Origin of the sequence: Citrobacter sp. RHB35-C17, assembly GCF_013816795.1 — a bacterium.
Classification (GTDB): domain Bacteria; phylum Pseudomonadota; class Gammaproteobacteria; order Enterobacterales; family Enterobacteriaceae; genus Citrobacter_A; species Citrobacter_A amalonaticus.
Genome location: NZ_CP057150.1, coordinates 2,056,245 through 2,072,451, shown reverse-complemented (window position 1 = coordinate 2,072,451; position 16,207 = coordinate 2,056,245). Strand labels below are relative to the sequence as shown.

The 16,207-nt window shown below is 52.4% G+C and carries 18 protein-coding genes, 1 pseudogene and 1 other annotated feature; of the genes and pseudogenes, 8 read left to right on the top strand and 11 right to left on the bottom strand.

Going from position 1 to position 16,207, the window contains the following annotated elements; translation table 11 throughout:
• Nucleotides 1-83 precede the first annotated feature (83 nt).
• From ihfA to thrS, 8 genes are all read right to left on the bottom strand, one after another.
• Nucleotides 84-383: an integration host factor subunit alpha gene (gene ihfA, locus HVZ37_RS09810; RefSeq protein ID WP_001229265.1), complete on the bottom strand. Its 300-nt coding sequence runs from the start codon at nucleotides 381-383 to the stop codon at nucleotides 84-86.
• A gap of 4 nt (nucleotides 384-387) precedes the next feature.
• On the bottom strand, nucleotides 388-2,775 hold the full coding sequence (gene pheT / locus HVZ37_RS09805) for a phenylalanine--tRNA ligase subunit beta (protein ID WP_044254795.1): 2,388 nt from the start codon (nucleotides 2,773-2,775) through the stop codon (nucleotides 388-390).
• A gap of 15 nt (nucleotides 2,776-2,790) precedes the next feature.
• Nucleotides 2,791-3,774, bottom strand: coding sequence for a phenylalanine--tRNA ligase subunit alpha (gene pheS, locus HVZ37_RS09800; RefSeq protein ID WP_044265459.1), 984 nt, complete (start codon nucleotides 3,772-3,774; stop codon nucleotides 2,791-2,793).
• A 62-nt stretch (nucleotides 3,775-3,836) separates the two neighbouring features.
• Nucleotides 3,837-3,960, bottom strand: a sequence feature (Phe leader region).
• Nucleotides 3,911-3,955 (bottom strand): pheST operon leader peptide PheM, encoded by a 45-nt coding sequence (gene pheM / locus HVZ37_RS09795; RefSeq protein WP_001386830.1) that lies wholly within the window; start codon nucleotides 3,953-3,955, stop codon nucleotides 3,911-3,913. Its footprint overlaps the feature before it by 45 nt.
• Nucleotides 3,961-4,080: 120 nt before the next feature.
• The gene (gene rplT, locus HVZ37_RS09790) at nucleotides 4,081-4,437 is read right to left on the bottom strand and encodes a 50S ribosomal protein L20 (RefSeq protein WP_000124850.1); all 357 of its coding nucleotides are present in this window, start codon (nucleotides 4,435-4,437) and stop codon (nucleotides 4,081-4,083) included.
• An 88-nt stretch (nucleotides 4,438-4,525) separates the two neighbouring features.
• Nucleotides 4,526-4,723, bottom strand: coding sequence for a 50S ribosomal protein L35 (rpmI, locus tag HVZ37_RS09785; RefSeq protein ID WP_003030583.1), 198 nt, complete (start codon nucleotides 4,721-4,723; stop codon nucleotides 4,526-4,528).
• 95 nt (nucleotides 4,724-4,818) lie between these two features.
• Entirely contained in the window at nucleotides 4,819-5,361 is a 543-nt protein-coding gene (gene infC / locus HVZ37_RS09780) for a translation initiation factor IF-3 (RefSeq protein ID WP_043000875.1), read from the bottom strand.
• 3 nt (nucleotides 5,362-5,364) lie between these two features.
• Nucleotides 5,365-7,293 carry a threonine--tRNA ligase gene (gene thrS / locus HVZ37_RS09775; RefSeq protein ID WP_043000876.1) on the bottom strand — a complete coding sequence of 643 codons (1,929 nt, stop codon included), beginning with the start codon at nucleotides 7,291-7,293 and terminating at the stop codon, nucleotides 5,365-5,367.
• A gap of 366 nt (nucleotides 7,294-7,659) precedes the next feature.
• Here thrS and yniD point away from each other — a divergent pair, with 366 nt between their 5' ends.
• A complete protein-coding gene (gene yniD, locus HVZ37_RS09770) occupies nucleotides 7,660-7,767 on the top strand; it encodes a small membrane protein YniD (RefSeq protein ID WP_086512613.1) in 108 nt (35 codons plus the stop codon).
• 123 nt (nucleotides 7,768-7,890) lie between these two features.
• Here yniD and HVZ37_RS09765 read toward each other — a convergent pair whose 3' ends face one another.
• On the bottom strand, nucleotides 7,891-8,649 hold the full coding sequence (locus HVZ37_RS09765; protein ID WP_043000877.1) for a YdiY family protein: 759 nt from the start codon (nucleotides 8,647-8,649) through the stop codon (nucleotides 7,891-7,893).
• Nucleotides 8,650-8,935: 286 nt separating this feature from the next.
• Between HVZ37_RS09765 and pfkB the strand changes: the two genes are divergently transcribed.
• The 3 genes from pfkB (at nucleotide 8,936) to HVZ37_RS09750 (ending at nucleotide 11,226) form a co-directional block, all read left to right on the top strand.
• The gene (gene pfkB, locus HVZ37_RS09760; RefSeq protein WP_044254802.1) at nucleotides 8,936-9,868 is read left to right on the top strand and encodes a 6-phosphofructokinase II; all 933 of its coding nucleotides are present in this window, start codon (nucleotides 8,936-8,938) and stop codon (nucleotides 9,866-9,868) included.
• A 100-nt stretch (nucleotides 9,869-9,968) separates the two neighbouring features.
• Nucleotides 9,969-10,259 (top strand): type V toxin-antitoxin system endoribonuclease antitoxin GhoS, encoded by a 291-nt coding sequence (ghoS, locus tag HVZ37_RS09755; RefSeq protein ID WP_044327536.1) that lies wholly within the window; start codon nucleotides 9,969-9,971, stop codon nucleotides 10,257-10,259.
• Between the two features lie 106 nt (nucleotides 10,260-10,365).
• The gene (locus tag HVZ37_RS09750) at nucleotides 10,366-11,226 is read left to right on the top strand and encodes a fructosamine kinase family protein (RefSeq protein WP_043000880.1); all 861 of its coding nucleotides are present in this window, start codon (nucleotides 10,366-10,368) and stop codon (nucleotides 11,224-11,226) included.
• A 208-nt stretch (nucleotides 11,227-11,434) separates the two neighbouring features.
• On the opposite strand, the gene HVZ37_RS09745 is transcribed toward HVZ37_RS09750, so the two are convergent.
• Nucleotides 11,435-11,971, bottom strand: a complete 537-nt coding sequence (locus HVZ37_RS09745; protein WP_043000881.1) for a YniB family protein — start codon at nucleotides 11,969-11,971, stop codon at nucleotides 11,435-11,437.
• A gap of 137 nt (nucleotides 11,972-12,108) precedes the next feature.
• On the opposite strand from HVZ37_RS09745, the gene hxpB reads away from it, so the two are divergent.
• From hxpB to tcyP, 4 genes and pseudogenes are all read left to right on the top strand, one after another.
• Nucleotides 12,109-12,777, top strand: a complete 669-nt coding sequence (hxpB, locus tag HVZ37_RS09740; RefSeq protein ID WP_043000882.1) for a hexitol phosphatase HxpB — start codon at nucleotides 12,109-12,111, stop codon at nucleotides 12,775-12,777.
• A gap of 142 nt (nucleotides 12,778-12,919) precedes the next feature.
• Nucleotides 12,920-13,680 (top strand): annotated as a pseudogene (gene kduD, locus HVZ37_RS09735) (2-dehydro-3-deoxy-D-gluconate 5-dehydrogenase KduD).
• 95 nt (nucleotides 13,681-13,775) lie between these two features.
• On the top strand, nucleotides 13,776-14,366 hold the full coding sequence (locus HVZ37_RS09730; protein WP_043000884.1) for a metal-dependent hydrolase: 591 nt from the start codon (nucleotides 13,776-13,778) through the stop codon (nucleotides 14,364-14,366).
• A 132-nt stretch (nucleotides 14,367-14,498) separates the two neighbouring features.
• Nucleotides 14,499-15,890: a cystine/sulfocysteine:cation symporter gene (gene tcyP / locus HVZ37_RS09725; protein WP_054176635.1), complete on the top strand. Its 1,392-nt coding sequence runs from the start codon at nucleotides 14,499-14,501 to the stop codon at nucleotides 15,888-15,890.
• Between the two features lie 51 nt (nucleotides 15,891-15,941).
• Here the strand turns inward: tcyP and cedA are convergent, their stop codons facing one another.
• The gene (cedA, locus tag HVZ37_RS09720) at nucleotides 15,942-16,184 is read right to left on the bottom strand and encodes a cell division activator CedA (RefSeq protein WP_043000886.1); all 243 of its coding nucleotides are present in this window, start codon (nucleotides 16,182-16,184) and stop codon (nucleotides 15,942-15,944) included.
• Nucleotides 16,185-16,207 lie beyond the last annotated feature (23 nt).

The following is a 16,207-nucleotide window of genomic DNA, read 5'->3' as shown; positions in this document are numbered from 1 at the left end:
AAAGGATGTCATTGATTCTACGGTGCGATACCCCCGCAGAAAAGAAAAAAGGCCGCAAAAGCGGCCTTTTTGGTTAGATCTGATTACTCATCTTTGGGCGAAGCGTTTTCGACTCGGCTCTTTAACTTCTGTCCGGGTCTGAAGGTCACCACGCGCCGTGCTGTAATGGGAATATCTTCGCCCGTTTTCGGGTTACGTCCCGGACGTTGATTCTTATCACGCAGATCGAAGTTACCAAAACCAGAGAGTTTTACCTGCTCACCGTTTTCCAGAGCACGACGGATCTCTTCGAAAAACAGTTCGACCAGTTCTTTGGCATCCCGCTTGCTAAGCCCAAGCTTATCAAACAGATATTCTGACATTTCAGCTTTTGTAAGCGCCATAGGTTCAATCCCTCAATGATGCCTGGAATCGCTCTTTTAATGCCTCTACACATTTGGCGACGGTAGCGGCAATCTCCTCTTCTTCGAGTGTACGGCTGGTATCCTGAAGGATCAGGCTAATGGCGAGGCTCTTATACCCCTCCGCAACACCCTTACCACGGTACACGTCAAATAAGTTTACGCCAACTACCTGATTTACGCCAACTTTCTTACACTCGGATAAAATATCAGCAGCGGGAACGTTTTCGGCGACGACCACAGCGATGTCGCGACGGTTCGCCGGGAAGCGTGAAATCTCGCGCGCCTGAGGCACCACGCGGTCTGCGAGCTTGTTCCACTCCAGTTCGAACACCAGAGTACGGCCATTGAGATCCAGCTTACGTTCCAGCTCAGGATGAACAACACCAATGAAACCAATGCGTTCACCTTTCAGATAAATCGCGGCTGACTGTCCCGGATGCAGTGCCGGATTGGCTTCTGCTCTGAACTGAATGTCACCGAGTTTACCGGTCAGATCCAACACCGCTTCCAGATCGCCCTTCAAATCATAGAAATCAACGGTCTCTTTTGCCAGATCCCAGTGCTCATCATAGCGGTTACCGCAAATAACCCCCGCCAGCATCAGATCCTGACGAATGCCCAGATTGGCCTGGGTATCCGGTACAAAACGCAGCCCACTTTCAAAAATACGTACGCGGTTCTGTTGACGATTCTGGTTATAGACCACCGTTGCCAGTAACCCCGTCCACAACGACAGACGCATTGCCGACATTTCACTGGAGATCGGGCTTGGCAGCAGCAGCGCCTCTTCACCCGGATGGAGCAACTGCTGCACTTTCGGGTCAACAAAGCTGTAAGTAATGACTTCCTGGTAGCCTTTGTCATTCAATAGCGTTTTCACACGCTTCAGCGACAAATTCGCTTCACGGTGCGTCCCCATAATCAGACCCGCCTGGATCGGTTCATCAGGGATGTTGTCGTAGCCATACACGCGGGCGACTTCTTCAACCAGGTCTTCTTCAATTTCCATGTCGAAGCGCCAACTTGGCGCAACGGCTTGCCACTCGCCTTGACCTTCGGTCACTTCACAGCCCAAACGGCGCAGGATATCGCTGACCTGTGCATCGGCAATGTGATGGCCAATCAGACGATCCAGCTTGCTGCGACGCAGCGTAATGGTCGCGCGCTTCGGCAGCGTGGTTTCATCCGTCACATCAATGATCGGACCAGCTTCGCCGCCGCAGATGTCAATCAGCAAACGGGTAGCACGTTCCATCGCTTTGTACTGCAGAGCCGGATCCACACCGCGCTCATAACGGTGAGACGCATCGGTATGCAGACCATGACGACGTGCGCGACCGGTAATTGACAGTGGGCTGAAGAAAGCGCATTCCAGCAGCACATTTTGCGTTTCATCATTCACGCCAGAATGCTCACCACCGAAGATACCGCCCATCGCCAGCGCTTTATGATGATCGGCAATCACCAACGTATCAGCGTTAAGCTTTGCTTCTGTGCCATCAAGCAGTACCAGCGTTTCGCCCTCTTTCGCCATGCGCACGACAATCCCGCCTTCAATGCGGTCTTTATCAAAGGCGTGCATCGGCTGACCCAGCTCAAGCAATACATAGTTGGTCACGTCAACCACGGCATCAATGGAGCGGATACCGCAACGGCGCAGTTTTTCTTTCATCCACAGCGGGGTTGGCGCTTTCACATTGATGCCTTTGACGACGCGACCCAGATAGCGCGGGCAGGCGTCGGTGGCGTCTACGGTAATCGGCAGAACATCAGTGATGGTTGCTGCTACCGGCGTGATTTCCGGCTCAACCAGCGGCGCTTTGTTCAGCACAGCCACGTCACGGGCGACACCGATGATGCCTAAGCAGTCAGCACGGTTAGGGGTCACGCTGATCTCAATGGTGTTGTCATCAAGCTTCAGGTATTCGCGGATGTCGGTACCGATCGGCGCATCGGCCGGCAGTTCAATAATGCCGCTGTGATCGTCGGAAATCCCCAGCTCGGAGAAGGAGCACAGCATGCCTTCAGACGGCTCGCCACGCAGCTTAGCGGCTTTAATTTTGAAATCGCCCGGCAGAACGGCACCGATGGTGGCAACCGCCACTTTCAGCCCCTGACGGCAGTTTGGCGCGCCGCAGACGATGTCCAGCAGACGCTCACCACCGACATTCACTTTCGTCACGCGCAGTTTGTCCGCATTCGGATGCTGGCCGCATTCAACCACTTCACCCACGACGACGCCATTAAATGCACCGGCAACCGCTTCAACACCGTCAACTTCCAGGCCTGCCATGGTGATTTGATTCGACAGCGCGTCGCTATCGATAGCCGGGTTAACCCACTCGCGTAACCACAGTTCACTGAATTTCATTGTTTTATCCTGCCTTTATTTAAACTGTTTGAGGAAACGCAGATCGTTTTCGAAGAACGCTCGCAGGTCAGTCACACCGTAACGCAACATGGTTAGACGCTCCATCCCCATCCCAAATGCGAAACCTGAGTAGATTTCCGGGTCGATACCAACGTTACGCAGAACGTTCGGATGCACCATGCCGCAGCCCAGCACTTCCAGCCATTTACCGTTTTTACCCATCACGTCCACTTCGGCAGACGGCTCAGTAAACGGGAAATAGGAAGGACGGAAACGAATCTGCAAATCTTCTTCAAAGAAGTTACGCAGGAAGTCATGCAGCGTCCCTTTCAGATTGGTAAAGCTGATGTTGGTATCCACAATCAGGCCTTCCATCTGATGGAACATCGGGGTGTGCGTCTGATCGTAGTCGTTACGATACACGCGACCCGGCGCGATAATGCGAATCGGCGGCTGCTGATCTTTCATGGTACGGATCTGTACGCCGGATGTCTGGGTACGCAGCAGACGCGTTGCATCAAACCAGAAGGTGTCGTGATCGGCGCGAGCCGGGTGGTGACCAGGAATATTCAGCGCATCGAAGTTGTGGTAGTCATCTTCGATTTCCGGGCCGGTCGCCACGGTAAAGCCAAGCTCGCCAAAGAAGCTTTCAATGCGATCGATGGTACGGGTGACCGGATGCAGACCGCCATTTTCAATGCGACGCCCCGGCAAAGAAACGTCGATGGTTTCCGCTGCCAGACGCGCATTCAGCGCGGCGTTTTCCAGATCTGCCTTACGCGCGTTGAGTGCCTGCTGTACCTGCTCTTTCGCTTCGTTAATCACCGCACCGGCGGCAGGACGTTCTTCAGCTGGCAGCTCGCGCAGCGTCGTCATCTGAAGGGTCAGGTGCCCTTTTTTGCCCAAATATTCGACGCGCACATTGTCTAACGCGGCAACATCTGACGCCTGGTTAATGGCCGCCTTCGCACTGGCTACCAGTTCTGCGAGATGTGACATGGTTTTCCTCATTGTGTCGGTGAAGACACCGGTTCGTTGAACGTAATCTCTCGATTTCGGGCACAAAAAAAGCCTCCATCAGGAGGCTTTTTTGCGCTGTTTTTCGTTTCTTCTTTCACGCGCTAGCCTCCTGAAGTCAGGTGCTAAAGTAAAAAAAGAAGCGGAAAATAGCAGCATTCATGCTTGCGTTACCTTGTGTGGTAAAAACCGGAGAACCTTTATTGAAAAGGGTTACGGATCAATTGTCAACTTATTGACGGAACAACAAATAAAAGAGAGGGAGCCAGGCTCCCTCTTTTCACTGGCTTATGCCAGAGCTGCTTTCGCTTTTTCGACCAGAGCGGTGAACGCTACTTTGTCGAATACGGCGATGTCAGCCAGGATCTTACGGTCGATTTCAACAGAGGCTTTTTTCAGGCCGTTGATGAATTTGCTGTAAGAAATACCGTTCTGACGTGCTGCTGCGTTGATACGCGCAATCCACAGTTGACGGAACTGACGCTTACGTTGACGACGGTCACGGTAAGCATACTGACCTGCTTTGATGACGGCCTGGAAGGCAACGCGGTATACGCGAGAACGCGCACCGTAGTAACCTTTGGCTTGTTTCAAAATTTTCTTGTGACGTGCGCGTGCAATTACACCACGTTTTACGCGAGCCATAGTGCTCTCCTGTATCTATTCTGATTTGCCCCCCTTTCACCACAGTGAAATCGGTTGGGCATTAAAAATTTAAAAAAACGTTAACGGCTTATGCGTACGGCAGGCACGCGATAACCAGACCCAGATCGCCTTTAGAAACAAGGCCTTTTGGACGCAGGTGACGTTTACGCTTAGTTGATTTTTTGGTCAGAATATGACGCAGGTTTGCGTGCTTACGCTTAAATCCACCACCACCGGTTTTTTTGAAGCGCTTAGCAGCACCGCGTACGGTCTTAATTTTTGGCATTTTAATAACTTCCACTTCGCATTGTTAATAAATGAAACCCAGGCGAGCAAAACCTGTGAAGCCCAAAGGCTCCACAGGAAATACTACTTGAAGGCCTACTGTTTCTTCTTGGGAGCGAGCACCATGATCATCTGGCGGCCTTCGATCTTCGTTGGGAAGGATTCGACTACTGCCAGTTCACTCAGATCGTCACGAACGCGCGTCAGCACTTCCATACCAATCTGTTGGTGGGCCATCTCACGACCGCGGAAACGCAGTGTGATCTTGGCCTTATCGCCATCTTCCAGAAAGCGAATCAGGCTGCGGAGTTTTACCTGATAATCGCCATCGTCGGTACCAGGACGGAATTTAATTTCCTTAACCTGGATAACTTTTTGCTTTTTCTTCTGTTCCTTAGAAGACTTACTCTTTTCATAAAGGAACTTGCCGTAGTCCATGATACGACAAACTGGCGGTTCGGCGTTAGGGCTGATTTCAACTAAATCTACTCCAGCCTCTTCAGCTTTTTCGATTGCTTCTCTCAGACTCACAATACCCAGCTGCTCGCCTTCCAGACCTGTTAAGCGAACTTCCTGGGCGCGAATCTCGCCATTGATACGATTCGGACGTGCCGTTTGAACTCGTTTTCCGCCTTTAATACCTTATTCCTCCAGTTGTTGAAGACTGCGGCTGCGAATCTCTTGTTGCAGCTTCTCAATCACTTCACTTACGTCAAGGCTGCCCAGGTCTTTCCCGCGGCGAGTGCGAACGGCAACTTTGCCTGCTTCCACTTCTTTATCACCACAGACCAACATATAAGGGACACGACGTAAAGTGTGCTCGCGGATTTTAAAGCCTATCTTCTCATTTCTCAAGTCTGCTTTTACACGAATGCCCGCATTTTGAAGTTTCTGCGTCAATTCGTTAACGTATTCAGACTGTGAATCAGTAATGTTCATCACCACTACCTGAACCGGCGCAAGCCAGGTCGGGAAGAAGCCAGCGAACTCTTCAGTCAGGATACCGATAAAACGTTCCATAGACCCAAGAATTGCGCGGTGAATCATTACCGGTACCTGACGCTCATTGTTTTCGCCCACATAGGAGGCGCTCAGACGAGACGGCAGGGAGAAGTCCAGCTGTACTGTACCGCACTGCCATGCGCGATCGAGGCAGTCATACAGGGTAAATTCAATTTTCGGACCGTAGAAGGCGCCTTCACCCAATTGATATTCAAATGGGATATTGTTTTCTTCCAGCGCAACGGCCAGGTCCGCCTCAGCACGATCCCACATTTCGTCGCTACCGATACGTTTTTCGGGACGAGTGGAGAGTTTGACAACGATTTTCTCGAAGCCAAATGTGCTGTACATATCGTAGACCATACGGATGCAGGCGTTAACTTCATCGCGGATTTGCTCTTCAGTACAGAAGATATGCGCATCATCCTGGGTGAAGCCGCGTACACGCATCAGACCATGCAACGCGCCTGACGGCTCGTTACGGTGGCAGCTACCAAACTCTGCCATACGCAGCGGCAGGTCGCGGTAGGATTTCAGGCCCTGATTAAAGATCTGTACGTGACCCGGACAGTTCATCGGCTTGATGCAGTATTCACGGTTCTCTGAAGAGGTGGTGAACATCGCATCTTTGTAGTTGTCCCAGTGCCCGGTTTTTTCCCACAGCACGCGGTCCATCATGAACGGCCCTTTCACTTCCTGATACTGATACTCTTTGAGCTTGGAACGCACAAAGACTTCCAGTTCGCGGAAAATAGTCCAGCCGTCGTTATGCCAGAACACCATACCCGGCGCTTCTTCCTGCATGTGATACAGGTCAAGCTGCTTACCAATTTTACGGTGGTCACGTTTTGCCGCTTCTTCCAGACGTTGCAGATAAGCGCTGAGGGCCTTTTTATCTGCCCAGGCCGTTCCGTAGATACGCTGCAACATCTTATTGTCGCTGTCGCCGCGCCAGTACGCGCCTGCGGTTTTCATCAGTTTAAAGTGATGGCAGAAGCGCATATTCGGCACGTGCGGACCGCGGCACATGTCGACATATTCTTCATGATGATACAAACCAGGTTTGTCATCATGGGCAATGTTTTCATCAAGAATGGAGACTTTATAGATCTCGCCACGCTTCACGAAGGTTTCACGCGCTTCGTGCCAGCTGACTTTCTTCTTAATGACGTCGTAATTTTTCTCAGCGAGCTCGTGCATCCGCTTCTCGAGCGCATCGATATCTTCCTGGGTCAACGTACGGTCAAGGTCTACGTCATAGTAGAAGCCGTTGTCGACAACCGGACCGATAGCCATTTTGGTATTCGGCCAAAGTTGTTTGATCGCATGACCTAACAGGTGCGCGCAGGAGTGACGAATAATCTCCAGCCCTTCTTCATCTTTTGCGGTGATGATAGAGAGCGTCGCATCATTTTCGATCAGGTCAGAAGCATCAACCAGCTCGCCATTAACACGGCCAGCAAGGGTGGCTTTCGCCAGACCTGGACCAATGTCCAGCGCAACATCCATAGGGCTTACAGCGTGGTCGTAATGGCGTTGACTGCCATCAGGAAGAGTAATAACAGGCATGTTATGTCCTTATTTGCAGTGGTGACCCATACGCAAGATCACATACAAAGAGAAAATTTATTTGTTTACAGTTAGTTGTGCAGCCATCTAACCAACAATTGCTAAATTGGCGCACAATCTGGTACACATCCGCTTTCGCTACGCAAGCGCGGCAATGTGGTCGACCGATGGTAACACTAAAAAAAGGGAGAATGCACCCTTCTGTTTTATATTGGGCCGGATCATGACGTCAGCAAGCGTTTTTCGCCACCTCCTCTCACCTGCCCTGAAGGATTGTCCTGGAGACAGAATGAATATCCATTCACTGACTGGCTGACAGTTTTGTTACACTAGGATTAACCGTCTGAAATCGACAGGATATAAATGATGCCATCAAATCGCTTCGCCAAAAAACACTGGAAAATGGTGGTCGTCCTGATCGTCATCTGTGGCGCAATGTTATTGCTACGCTGGGCGGCAATGATTTGGGGATAGCCGCGAAACGCTGCGCCGTCGTGATTCAGGCAGCGTGGACATTCTGGACAAAAGCGCTGACGGGTAAATCGACGTCAGACACCGTAATAAAAAAGCCAGACTGGCGAACAGTCTGGCCTCAGTTTACATCCGGTAGCCCAGAGAGACGGTAGTACGTCTGTCCGTATGCTCCGGTGCCGTTTCCGGCGGTTCGGAGTTCCACGTCACGTTGTACGCCACCTTCAAACCAAAGTGCTCATTGATTGCCACATTCAGCGCCGTCTCGGAGTTCAGCGTCGTATCTTCAGCACCGAACACCGACACGCCTTGCGTAAATTTGGTGTTGTCTGAAATCTGCCAGGCATACGCGCCAGAGGCATAGCCCAGCGGCTGCGTTTCCGTCGTGCCATCCGTATGTTCGTCGTACCGTACGCCCGGACCGAATTCAAAACGGAAACTGTGTACGGGACCGTTAAGGAACTGGCGACCATAACCGGCAGTGAACACGTCGCGCTCACGGTAGCCGTTATAACGGTCCGTCAGCCAACTCGCCTGGCCAAAAAGATAGTCATAATCGGTCACGTTGTAACGACTACGACCGCCAACCGCATATTTCTCTGAAGAGCGTTCATCATTGGAAGAGGTGTTGCTCGCGTTCCCCCACAGTGACCAGGCCGTTGTTTGGCCGTACCAGGTCATGGTCGTGTCCGCGGTCAAAGAAGAACTTTTCGTGTTGCCTGACTGCGCAAGATAACCGGCATTGAGATTGCCTTCGAAGGGTTTCTTCGCACTTGAGGGGTCATCCATGACAGTAAAAACGGAATCATCGGCAGTTGCATACATCGACGCAAACATGCCCCCCGCCAGCAGAACGGCAGCGGGAACTGTCTTTAAAAGCTTCATTTATAAAGAGTCCGTACAACAAAAAAAGAGACCATTACGGTCCCGGAAACTTTCAGAGGGATCAATGACAAACGCCCCAGGAAAGGTAACAAATTATAAAAAGGCTCGAATAACATAGCAATGAATTCTTATTTCATTTTTTGAATAAGAGAGCTCTCAAAACAATTAAATATTTATATATCCTTACGGTAAATTAAATAAATAAACTTTAATTAATCATATTGTTAATGACTTCACTTTAGGGCTATTCGGTGCCAGACTGAACATAGCCTAACAGGAGGTAACGATGGTACGTATCTATACGTTGACGCTTGCGCCCTCTCTCGATAGCGCAACGATCACTCCGCAAATCTATCCCGAAGGGAAACTCCGCTGTACTGCCCCGGTATTTGAGCCTGGCGGCGGTGGCATAAATGTCGCTCGCGCCATCGCCCATCTGGGCGGAACGGCAACCGCTATTTTCCCCGTCGGGGGGGCAACCGGTGAACACCTGGTGACCCTGCTCGCTGACGAAAACGTTCCGGTCGCAACCATTGATGCAAAAGACTGGACGCGTCAGAACCTGCACGTTCATGTCGAATCCAGCGGAGAACAGTATCGCTTTGTGATGCCCGGCGCGGCTCTGAATGACGATGAGTTTCGCCAGATAGAAGAGCAGGTTCTGGAGATCGAGTCCGGTGCCATTCTGGTGATCAGCGGTAGTCTGCCGCCAGGCGTTAACGTTGAAAAACTCAGCCAGTTAATTACCGCCGCGCAGAAACAGGGGATCCGTTGCATCATTGACAGCTCCGGCGAGGCGCTGACGGCCGCGTTAGCGATTGGCAATATCGAACTGGTTAAACCCAATCAGAAAGAACTCAGTGCCCTGGTTAATCGCGAACTGACGCAACCTGATGACGTGCGCAACGCGGCGCAGGAAATTGTCCGCAGCGGCAAGGCACAGCGCGTCGTCGTCTCGCTCGGTCCTCAGGGTGCACTGGGCGTGGACAGTAAAACCTGCGTACAGGTTGTGCCGCCGCCGGTTAAAAGCCAGAGCACCGTGGGCGCGGGCGACAGTATGGTGGGAGCAATGACCCTCAAACTGGCTGAAGGCGCCTCGCTTGACGATATGGTGCGCTTCGGCGTGGCGGCCGGTAGCGCCGCCACCCTCAACCAGGGAACACGCCTGTGCTCCCATGACGATACACATAAAATCTACGCTTACCTTAGCCAGCCATAATAAATCCCCCTCTCTTCGAGGGGGGAATTTTGCGTAAACCTGTCGGCTTACGCGTTCACCGTCTATGCTACAAACTCATGAGATTACAAAGGGGTGTCAAATGGCCAGTGGGGAAATCACCCGATATGTTGTTACTATCACGTTCCACGAGGACTCCTTAACGGAAATAAATGAACTGAATAATCATCTTACCCGTGCCGGTTTTCTACTCACCCTTACGGATGATGACGGAAATGTGCATGAACTGGGAACCAATACCTTTGGGTTGATTAGCGCCCAGAGTCCGGACGAGGTCAAAGCTCTGGCCGCGGGACTGGCTGAAAGTGCGTTAGATAAAGTGCCGGAGGTCAGCGTGGTGACCTGGGACGAGTGGGATCTCAGCGGACAATAAATGCCATTACCACGAAAACACGTCCACGGTGTGCGTTAGTTCGTGTTTTTTAACCGCATCTTTGCGCTAACCTTATGATCTGGCAGACAACATGGGGAGAGACATCATGTGGCAGGCTATCAGTCGTCTTTTAAGCGAGCAACTCGGTGAAGGCGAAATCGAACTGCGTAACGAACTGCCTGGCGGAGAAATTCATGCCGCGTGGCATTTACGCTATGCGGGACGCGATTTCTTCGTTAAATGTGATGAGCGAGAACTGCTTCCAGGCTTCACGGCAGAAGCCGACCAATTAGAACTGTTATCACGCAGCCATACGGTGACGGTCCCCAAAGTGTGGGCGGTGGGTGCGGATCGTGATTACAGCTTTCTGGTGATGGATTATCTCCCTCCCCGCCCCCTGGATGCGCACAGTGCGTTTATTCTGGGGCAGCAGCTTGCCCACCTGCATGAATGGAGCGATCAACCGCAGTTTGGGCTGGACTTCGATAACGCGCTCTCGACCACGCCGCAACCCAATGCCTGGCAGCGCCGCTGGTCTACCTTCTTCGCCGAACAGCGCATTGGCTGGCAACTCGAACTGGCGGCGGAAAAAGGGATTGCCTTTGGTAATATCGACGCCATCGTCGAGCACGTGCAACAGCGTCTCGCCTCCCACCAGCCACAACCTTCTTTATTACACGGCGATCTGTGGTCCGGGAACTGCGCGCTCGGGCCAGACGGTCCGTATCTGTTTGACCCAGCCTGTTACTGGGGAGACAGAGAGTGTGACCTGGCGATGTTGCCGCTGCATACTGAACAGCCGCCGCAAATTTATGATGGTTATCAGTCAGTGTCGCCGCTGCCGTTAGATTTTCTCGACCGGCAACCGGTATATCAACTGTATACCTTGCTCAACCGGGCAAGACTGTTTGGCGGCCAGCACCTGGTGATTGCGCAGAAGGCAATGGACAGACTACTCGCGGCGTAATCATGGTTAACATCAATTGGCCGCCGGATGGCGGCCTTTCAGACCGCTAATAAAGAAGGAAAAAACGTGGTTTTTCCTTTTTTGTGGTTATCAGCCGAAAATCAATGAATTGATTTTCCTCGTTTATAATCAGGCGCTCTCGGCTTGTCCGGTAACGGAACGAGGTTTGTCATCACTCTCAAAGACCGCCGGATGGCGGCCTTTTTGTTCAGACAAATCCCAGCAGGGAAAAAAACACATAGCCGGCAATGATGATAATCACCGGCAGGATGTAGAGCGGGAAAAACTGCAGAAAAATCGTGTGATGCGGCACCACGATCCGTGACTCGATCTGCTCGCGTGACAACCCTTCGCTGCCCTTGGCTTTCTCCAGAATCAACTGGTCTTCAACGCCTTCACGTAAAAACCGCGCCTGGCGGCTCATGCGCGCGCCGGAATCCTGCATCGCCAGCCCGATAAAAATCAGCGCAAAAATCAGCCAGAACAGAATGTTCAGGCTATTCTGGAAATCCGGCGTCGGCGAGTTGTACCAGAAGAGGTTCAGAAACGGGGTATTCACTCGCATCATGTCGATCATGACGTGGGCAAAATCGAGCATCACCGCGTTAATCCCTTCCTGCTTTTCGCTGTGCGCGTACATAAATTTCAGGGCTGAAATCAGCGTGGAGAGAAGCGCCGGGATAAATATCACCCATCCTAAGATCCTTTTTAACACTGCAATGCGTCCAGCTTGTTGATACGTCATGAGTTCCCCTTGATGAAGACGCGTCGTTTTGGCTTAAGTCTACCTGCTGATAACCCTTTTCGCCCGATCTTTAAAAACGTTATGATAGCGGCTAACGCTGAATACCCTACATTTAATGCTCAACAGGAGAGGTTGTAATGTCAACCCCGCGTCAAATTCTTGCGGCCATATTCGATATGGATGGATTGCTGATTGATTCCGAGCCGCTGTGGGATCGGGCTGAACTGGACGTGCTGTCCAGCATCGGCGTCGATATCACTCGTCGTCACGAACTCCCGGATACGCTGGGACTGCGCATCGATATGGTTGTCGATCTCTGGTTTGCTCAGCAGCCGTGGAACGGGCCGAGCCGCCAGGAGGTCACCGATCGCGTCATTACCCGTGCCATCACGCTGGTTGAAGAGACGCGTCCGCTATTACCGGGCGTCAAAGAAGCGGTCGCGTTGTGTAAAGCGCAAGGTTTGAAAGTCGGACTGGCGTCAGCATCCCCTCTGCATATGCTGGAAAAAGTACTGGCGATGTTCGACCTGCGGGAGAGCTTTGATGCTATCGCTTCCGCGGAGAAACTACCCTACAGCAAGCCACATCCCCAGGTTTACATCGACTGCGCGGCGAAACTGGGCGTTGACCCGTTATGTTGTGTGGCGCTGGAAGATTCCGTCAACGGTATGGTGGCATCGAAAGCCGCGCGGATGCGCTCCATCGTCGTACCGGACAAAGAGGTGCGACACGATCCGCGCTATATCCTCGCCGACGTCAGGCTTAACACACTCACGGAACTGACCATCGCCGATTTACTTGGCTAACCGGGATCGGGCAATGGCCACATTGCCCGTCTTGCCAACAGTCAAAATTAAAACGACGTTTCATTTTTATTGTATTCTTTCGGTTCCTCTCCTATCCTTCTTTCAGGCACATAACAGATAAAAACGGATAGCCGAGGTCATTATGATTCTGGATGCATTTCGTCTCACAGGTAAAGTCGCCATTGTCACCGGTTGTGATACCGGGCTCGGGCAAGGGATGACGGTTGCGCTGGCGCAAGCCGGTTGCGATATCATCGGCGTGAACCGCAAAGTCCCTCATGACACCGCCGCCAAAGTTGAAGCGCTGGGTCGCCGCTTTTTCGCCATACAGGCCGATCTAAGCCAACAGGAAGTCATCGCGGACGTTATCGCCCAGGCGGTAGAGAAATTCGGTCGCATCGACATTCTGGTGAATAACGCCGGGACCATTCGTCGCGAAGACGCACTCAGTTTTACTGAAAAGGACTGGGACGACGTGATGAACCTGAATCTCAAGTCGCTCTTCTTTCTCTCCCAGGCCGTTGCACGCCAGTTCATCGCCCAGGGCAGGGCGGAAAAATCATCAACATCGCGTCAATGCTGTCGTTTCAGGGCGGTATTCGCGTCCCGTCCTATACGGCCTCAAAGAGCGGTGTTCTGGGCATTACCCGACTGTTAGCGAATGAGTGGGCGCAGCATCAGATTAACGTCAACGCTATCGCCCCCGGTTACATGGCAACCAACAACACCCAACAACTGCGGGAAGATGCTGAACGCAATAAAGAGATTGTCGATCGTATCCCGGCGGGCCGCTGGGGAACGCCAGACGATCTGCAGGGTCCGGTCGTTTTCCTCGCCTCGAAGGCAGCAGATTACATCAACGGTTATACGCTGGCCGTCGATGGCGGTTGGTTAGCGCGTTAAACGCGCATTATTGACAAAGAGTTACAACGTCACCACTTCCGCCCACTGTATAAAAATCCTATACTGTACGAATTCACAGTTTATCAGGTTTTATCATGACGGCGGAAGGTCACCTCCTCTTTTCCATTGCCTGCGCGGTGTTTGCTAAAAACGCGGAACTCACGCCCGTGCTCGCACAGGGTGACTGGTGGCATATTGTTCCTTCCGCTATTCTGACCTGTCTGTTACCGGACATTGATCACCCAAAGTCATTTCTCGGTCAGCGACTAAAATGGATTTCGAAACCGATCGCCCGTGCGTTCGGCCATCGCGGATTCACTCACAGTCTGCTGGCCGTCTTTGCGCTACTGGCGACCTTCTACCTGAAAGTGCCGGAGAGCTGGGTTATCCCCGCCGATGCCTTGCAGGGTATGGTGATAGGCTATCTGAGCCATATCGCCGCCGATATGCTAACCCCAGCGGGCGTCCCCCTGCTCTGGCCCTGTCGCTGGCGCTTTCGCCTGCCGATTCTGGTCCCGCAGAAAGGTAATCAACTGGAGCGATTTCTCTGCATGGCGCTGTTTGCCTGGGCGGTATGGATGCCCCAGACCTTGCCCCAGAACAGTGCAGTTCGCTGGTCATCCGATATGATTAATACACTGCAATGGCAGTTCAATCGCTTTATAAAGCATCAAATCGACCAGTAAAGCAGCGAAATTATCATTTTTGGCATAAACAATTCCATTTGAATATAAGAGCCAGGTCACAGTTCTGCTAACCTTGCGGCAACAGGATCGCTGTGACACAGCGGGACGAATAATAAAATCAGGAGAACGGGGATGAATTTTCCATTAATCGCGAACATTGTGGTGTTCGTCATTCTGCTGTTTGTGCTGGCGCAAGCCCGTCATAAACAGTGGAGTCTGGCAAAGAAAGTGCTGGTCGGTCTGGTCATGGGTGTGGTCTTTGGCCTTGCGCTGCACACCATCTATGGCTCTGACAGCCAGGTGCTGAAAGATTCCGTCCAGTGGTTCAACATTGTTGGTAACGGCTATGTGCAACTGCTGCAAATGATCGTCATGCCGCTGGTATTTGCCTCGATTCTGAGCGCGGTCGCCCGTCTGCATAACGCCTCACAGTTGGGGAAAATCAGCTTCCTGACCATCGGGACCCTGCTGTTTACCACATTGATTGCCGCACTGGTCGGTGTGCTGGTGACCAATCTGTTTGGCCTGACCGCTGAAGGTCTGGTTCAGGGCGGTGCCGAAACGGCGCGACTGAATGCCATTGAAACCAACTATGTCGGTAAAGTGGCCGATCTCAGTGTCCCGCAGTTGGTGCTCTCCTTTGTACCGAAAAACCCGTTTGCCGATCTGACCGGCGCGAACCCGACGTCCATTATTAGCGTGGTCATTTTTGCCGCCTTCCTCGGCGTCGCCGCGCTGAAACTGCTCAAAGATGACGCGCCGAAAGGTGAACGTGTGCTGACCGCAATCGACACCCTGCAAAGCTGGGTGATGAAACTGGTCCGCCTGGTCATGCAGTTAACGCCTTACGGCGTTCTGGCGCTGATGACTAAAGTGGTAGCGGGTTCTAACCTGCAGGACATCATTAAGCTGGGTAGCTTCGTCATTGCCTCGTATCTCGGTCTCGGCATTATGTTCGTTGTCCACGGCGTACTGCTGGGTGTTAACGGCGTGAGCCCGCTCAAGTACTTCCGCAAAGTGTGGCCGGTTCTGACCTTCGCGTTTACCAGCCGTTCCAGCGCCGCCTCTATCCCGCTGAACGTGGAAGCGCAAACCCGTCGTCTGGGCGTGCCGGAATCTATCGCGAGCTTCGCCGCCTCCTTTGGTGCGACGATTGGCCAGAATGGCTGTGCTGGTTTGTATCCGGCCATGCTGGCCGTTATGGTGGCGCCGACGGTCGGTATTAACCCGCTGGATCCTCTCTGGATTGCGACGCTGGTCGGCATTGTGACCGTCAGCTCTGCCGGGGTAGCCGGTGTCGGTGGCGGTGCCACGTTCGCCGCGCTGATCGTACTGCCTGCGATGGGGCTGCCTGTCACGCTGGTGGCGCTGCTCATCTCCGTTGAGCCGCTGATTGACATGGGCCGTACCGCGCTGAACGTCAGCGGGTCAATGACCGCCGGTACGCTGACCAGCCAGTGGCTGAAGCAAACCGATAAAACCATTCTGGACAGTGAAGACGACGCCGAACTGGCGCATCACTAAACGTCCCCAAAACAGAAAACCGCCCTTCGAGGCGGTTTTTTTATGCCGGAATTAATCCGCTATTTCGTTTTCCTGACGAATCTGATTTGCCCAGCGCTGGGCAGATTCCGCCTCGCTGAACGCCGGCGATCGCTGGAACGACTCCCCCATTAAGACAAACGCGACATACTTCCCGCGCAAGATCCACACGTCACGAAACGCGTCCATTTTTATTGCATGTTCGGGCGGTGCAGGTTCAACACGCGGAACATAACTAATAACCGGGCGATTTTGTTGGCGAAGAGGTTTCATCATTAATTGCTTCACTAAGACAAATT

What these genes read in the sequence shown, in the direction of transcription:
- ihfA (WP_001229265.1), bottom strand. Translation starts at nt 383, where the DNA reads ATGGCGCTTACAAAAGCTGAAATGTCAGAATATCTGTTTGATAAGCTT.
- pheT (WP_044254795.1), bottom strand. Translation starts at nt 2,775, where the DNA reads ATGAAATTCAGTGAACTGTGGTTACGCGAGTGGGTTAACCCGGCTATC.
- pheS (WP_044265459.1), bottom strand. Translation starts at nt 3,774, where the DNA reads ATGTCACATCTCGCAGAACTGGTAGCCAGTGCGAAGGCGGCCATTAAC.
- rplT (WP_000124850.1), bottom strand. Translation starts at nt 4,437, where the DNA reads ATGGCTCGCGTAAAACGTGGTGTAATTGCACGCGCACGTCACAAGAAA.
- rpmI (WP_003030583.1), bottom strand. Translation starts at nt 4,723, where the DNA reads ATGCCAAAAATTAAGACCGTACGCGGTGCTGCTAAGCGCTTCAAAAAA.
- thrS (WP_043000876.1), bottom strand. Translation starts at nt 7,293, where the DNA reads ATGCCTGTTATTACTCTTCCTGATGGCAGTCAACGCCATTACGACCAC.
- yniD (WP_086512613.1), top strand. Translation starts at nt 7,660, where the DNA reads ATGCCATCAAATCGCTTCGCCAAAAAACACTGGAAAATGGTGGTCGTC.
- HVZ37_RS09765 (WP_043000877.1), bottom strand. Translation starts at nt 8,649, where the DNA reads ATGAAGCTTTTAAAGACAGTTCCCGCTGCCGTTCTGCTGGCGGGGGGC.
- pfkB (WP_044254802.1), top strand. Translation starts at nt 8,936, where the DNA reads ATGGTACGTATCTATACGTTGACGCTTGCGCCCTCTCTCGATAGCGCA.
- ghoS (WP_044327536.1), top strand. Translation starts at nt 9,969, where the DNA reads ATGGCCAGTGGGGAAATCACCCGATATGTTGTTACTATCACGTTCCAC.
- HVZ37_RS09750 (WP_043000880.1), top strand. Translation starts at nt 10,366, where the DNA reads ATGTGGCAGGCTATCAGTCGTCTTTTAAGCGAGCAACTCGGTGAAGGC.
- HVZ37_RS09745 (WP_043000881.1), bottom strand. Translation starts at nt 11,971, where the DNA reads ATGACGTATCAACAAGCTGGACGCATTGCAGTGTTAAAAAGGATCTTA.
- hxpB (WP_043000882.1), top strand. Translation starts at nt 12,109, where the DNA reads ATGTCAACCCCGCGTCAAATTCTTGCGGCCATATTCGATATGGATGGA.
- HVZ37_RS09730 (WP_043000884.1), top strand. Translation starts at nt 13,776, where the DNA reads ATGACGGCGGAAGGTCACCTCCTCTTTTCCATTGCCTGCGCGGTGTTT.
- tcyP (WP_054176635.1), top strand. Translation starts at nt 14,499, where the DNA reads ATGAATTTTCCATTAATCGCGAACATTGTGGTGTTCGTCATTCTGCTG.
- cedA (WP_043000886.1), bottom strand. Translation starts at nt 16,184, where the DNA reads ATGATGAAACCTCTTCGCCAACAAAATCGCCCGGTTATTAGTTATGTT.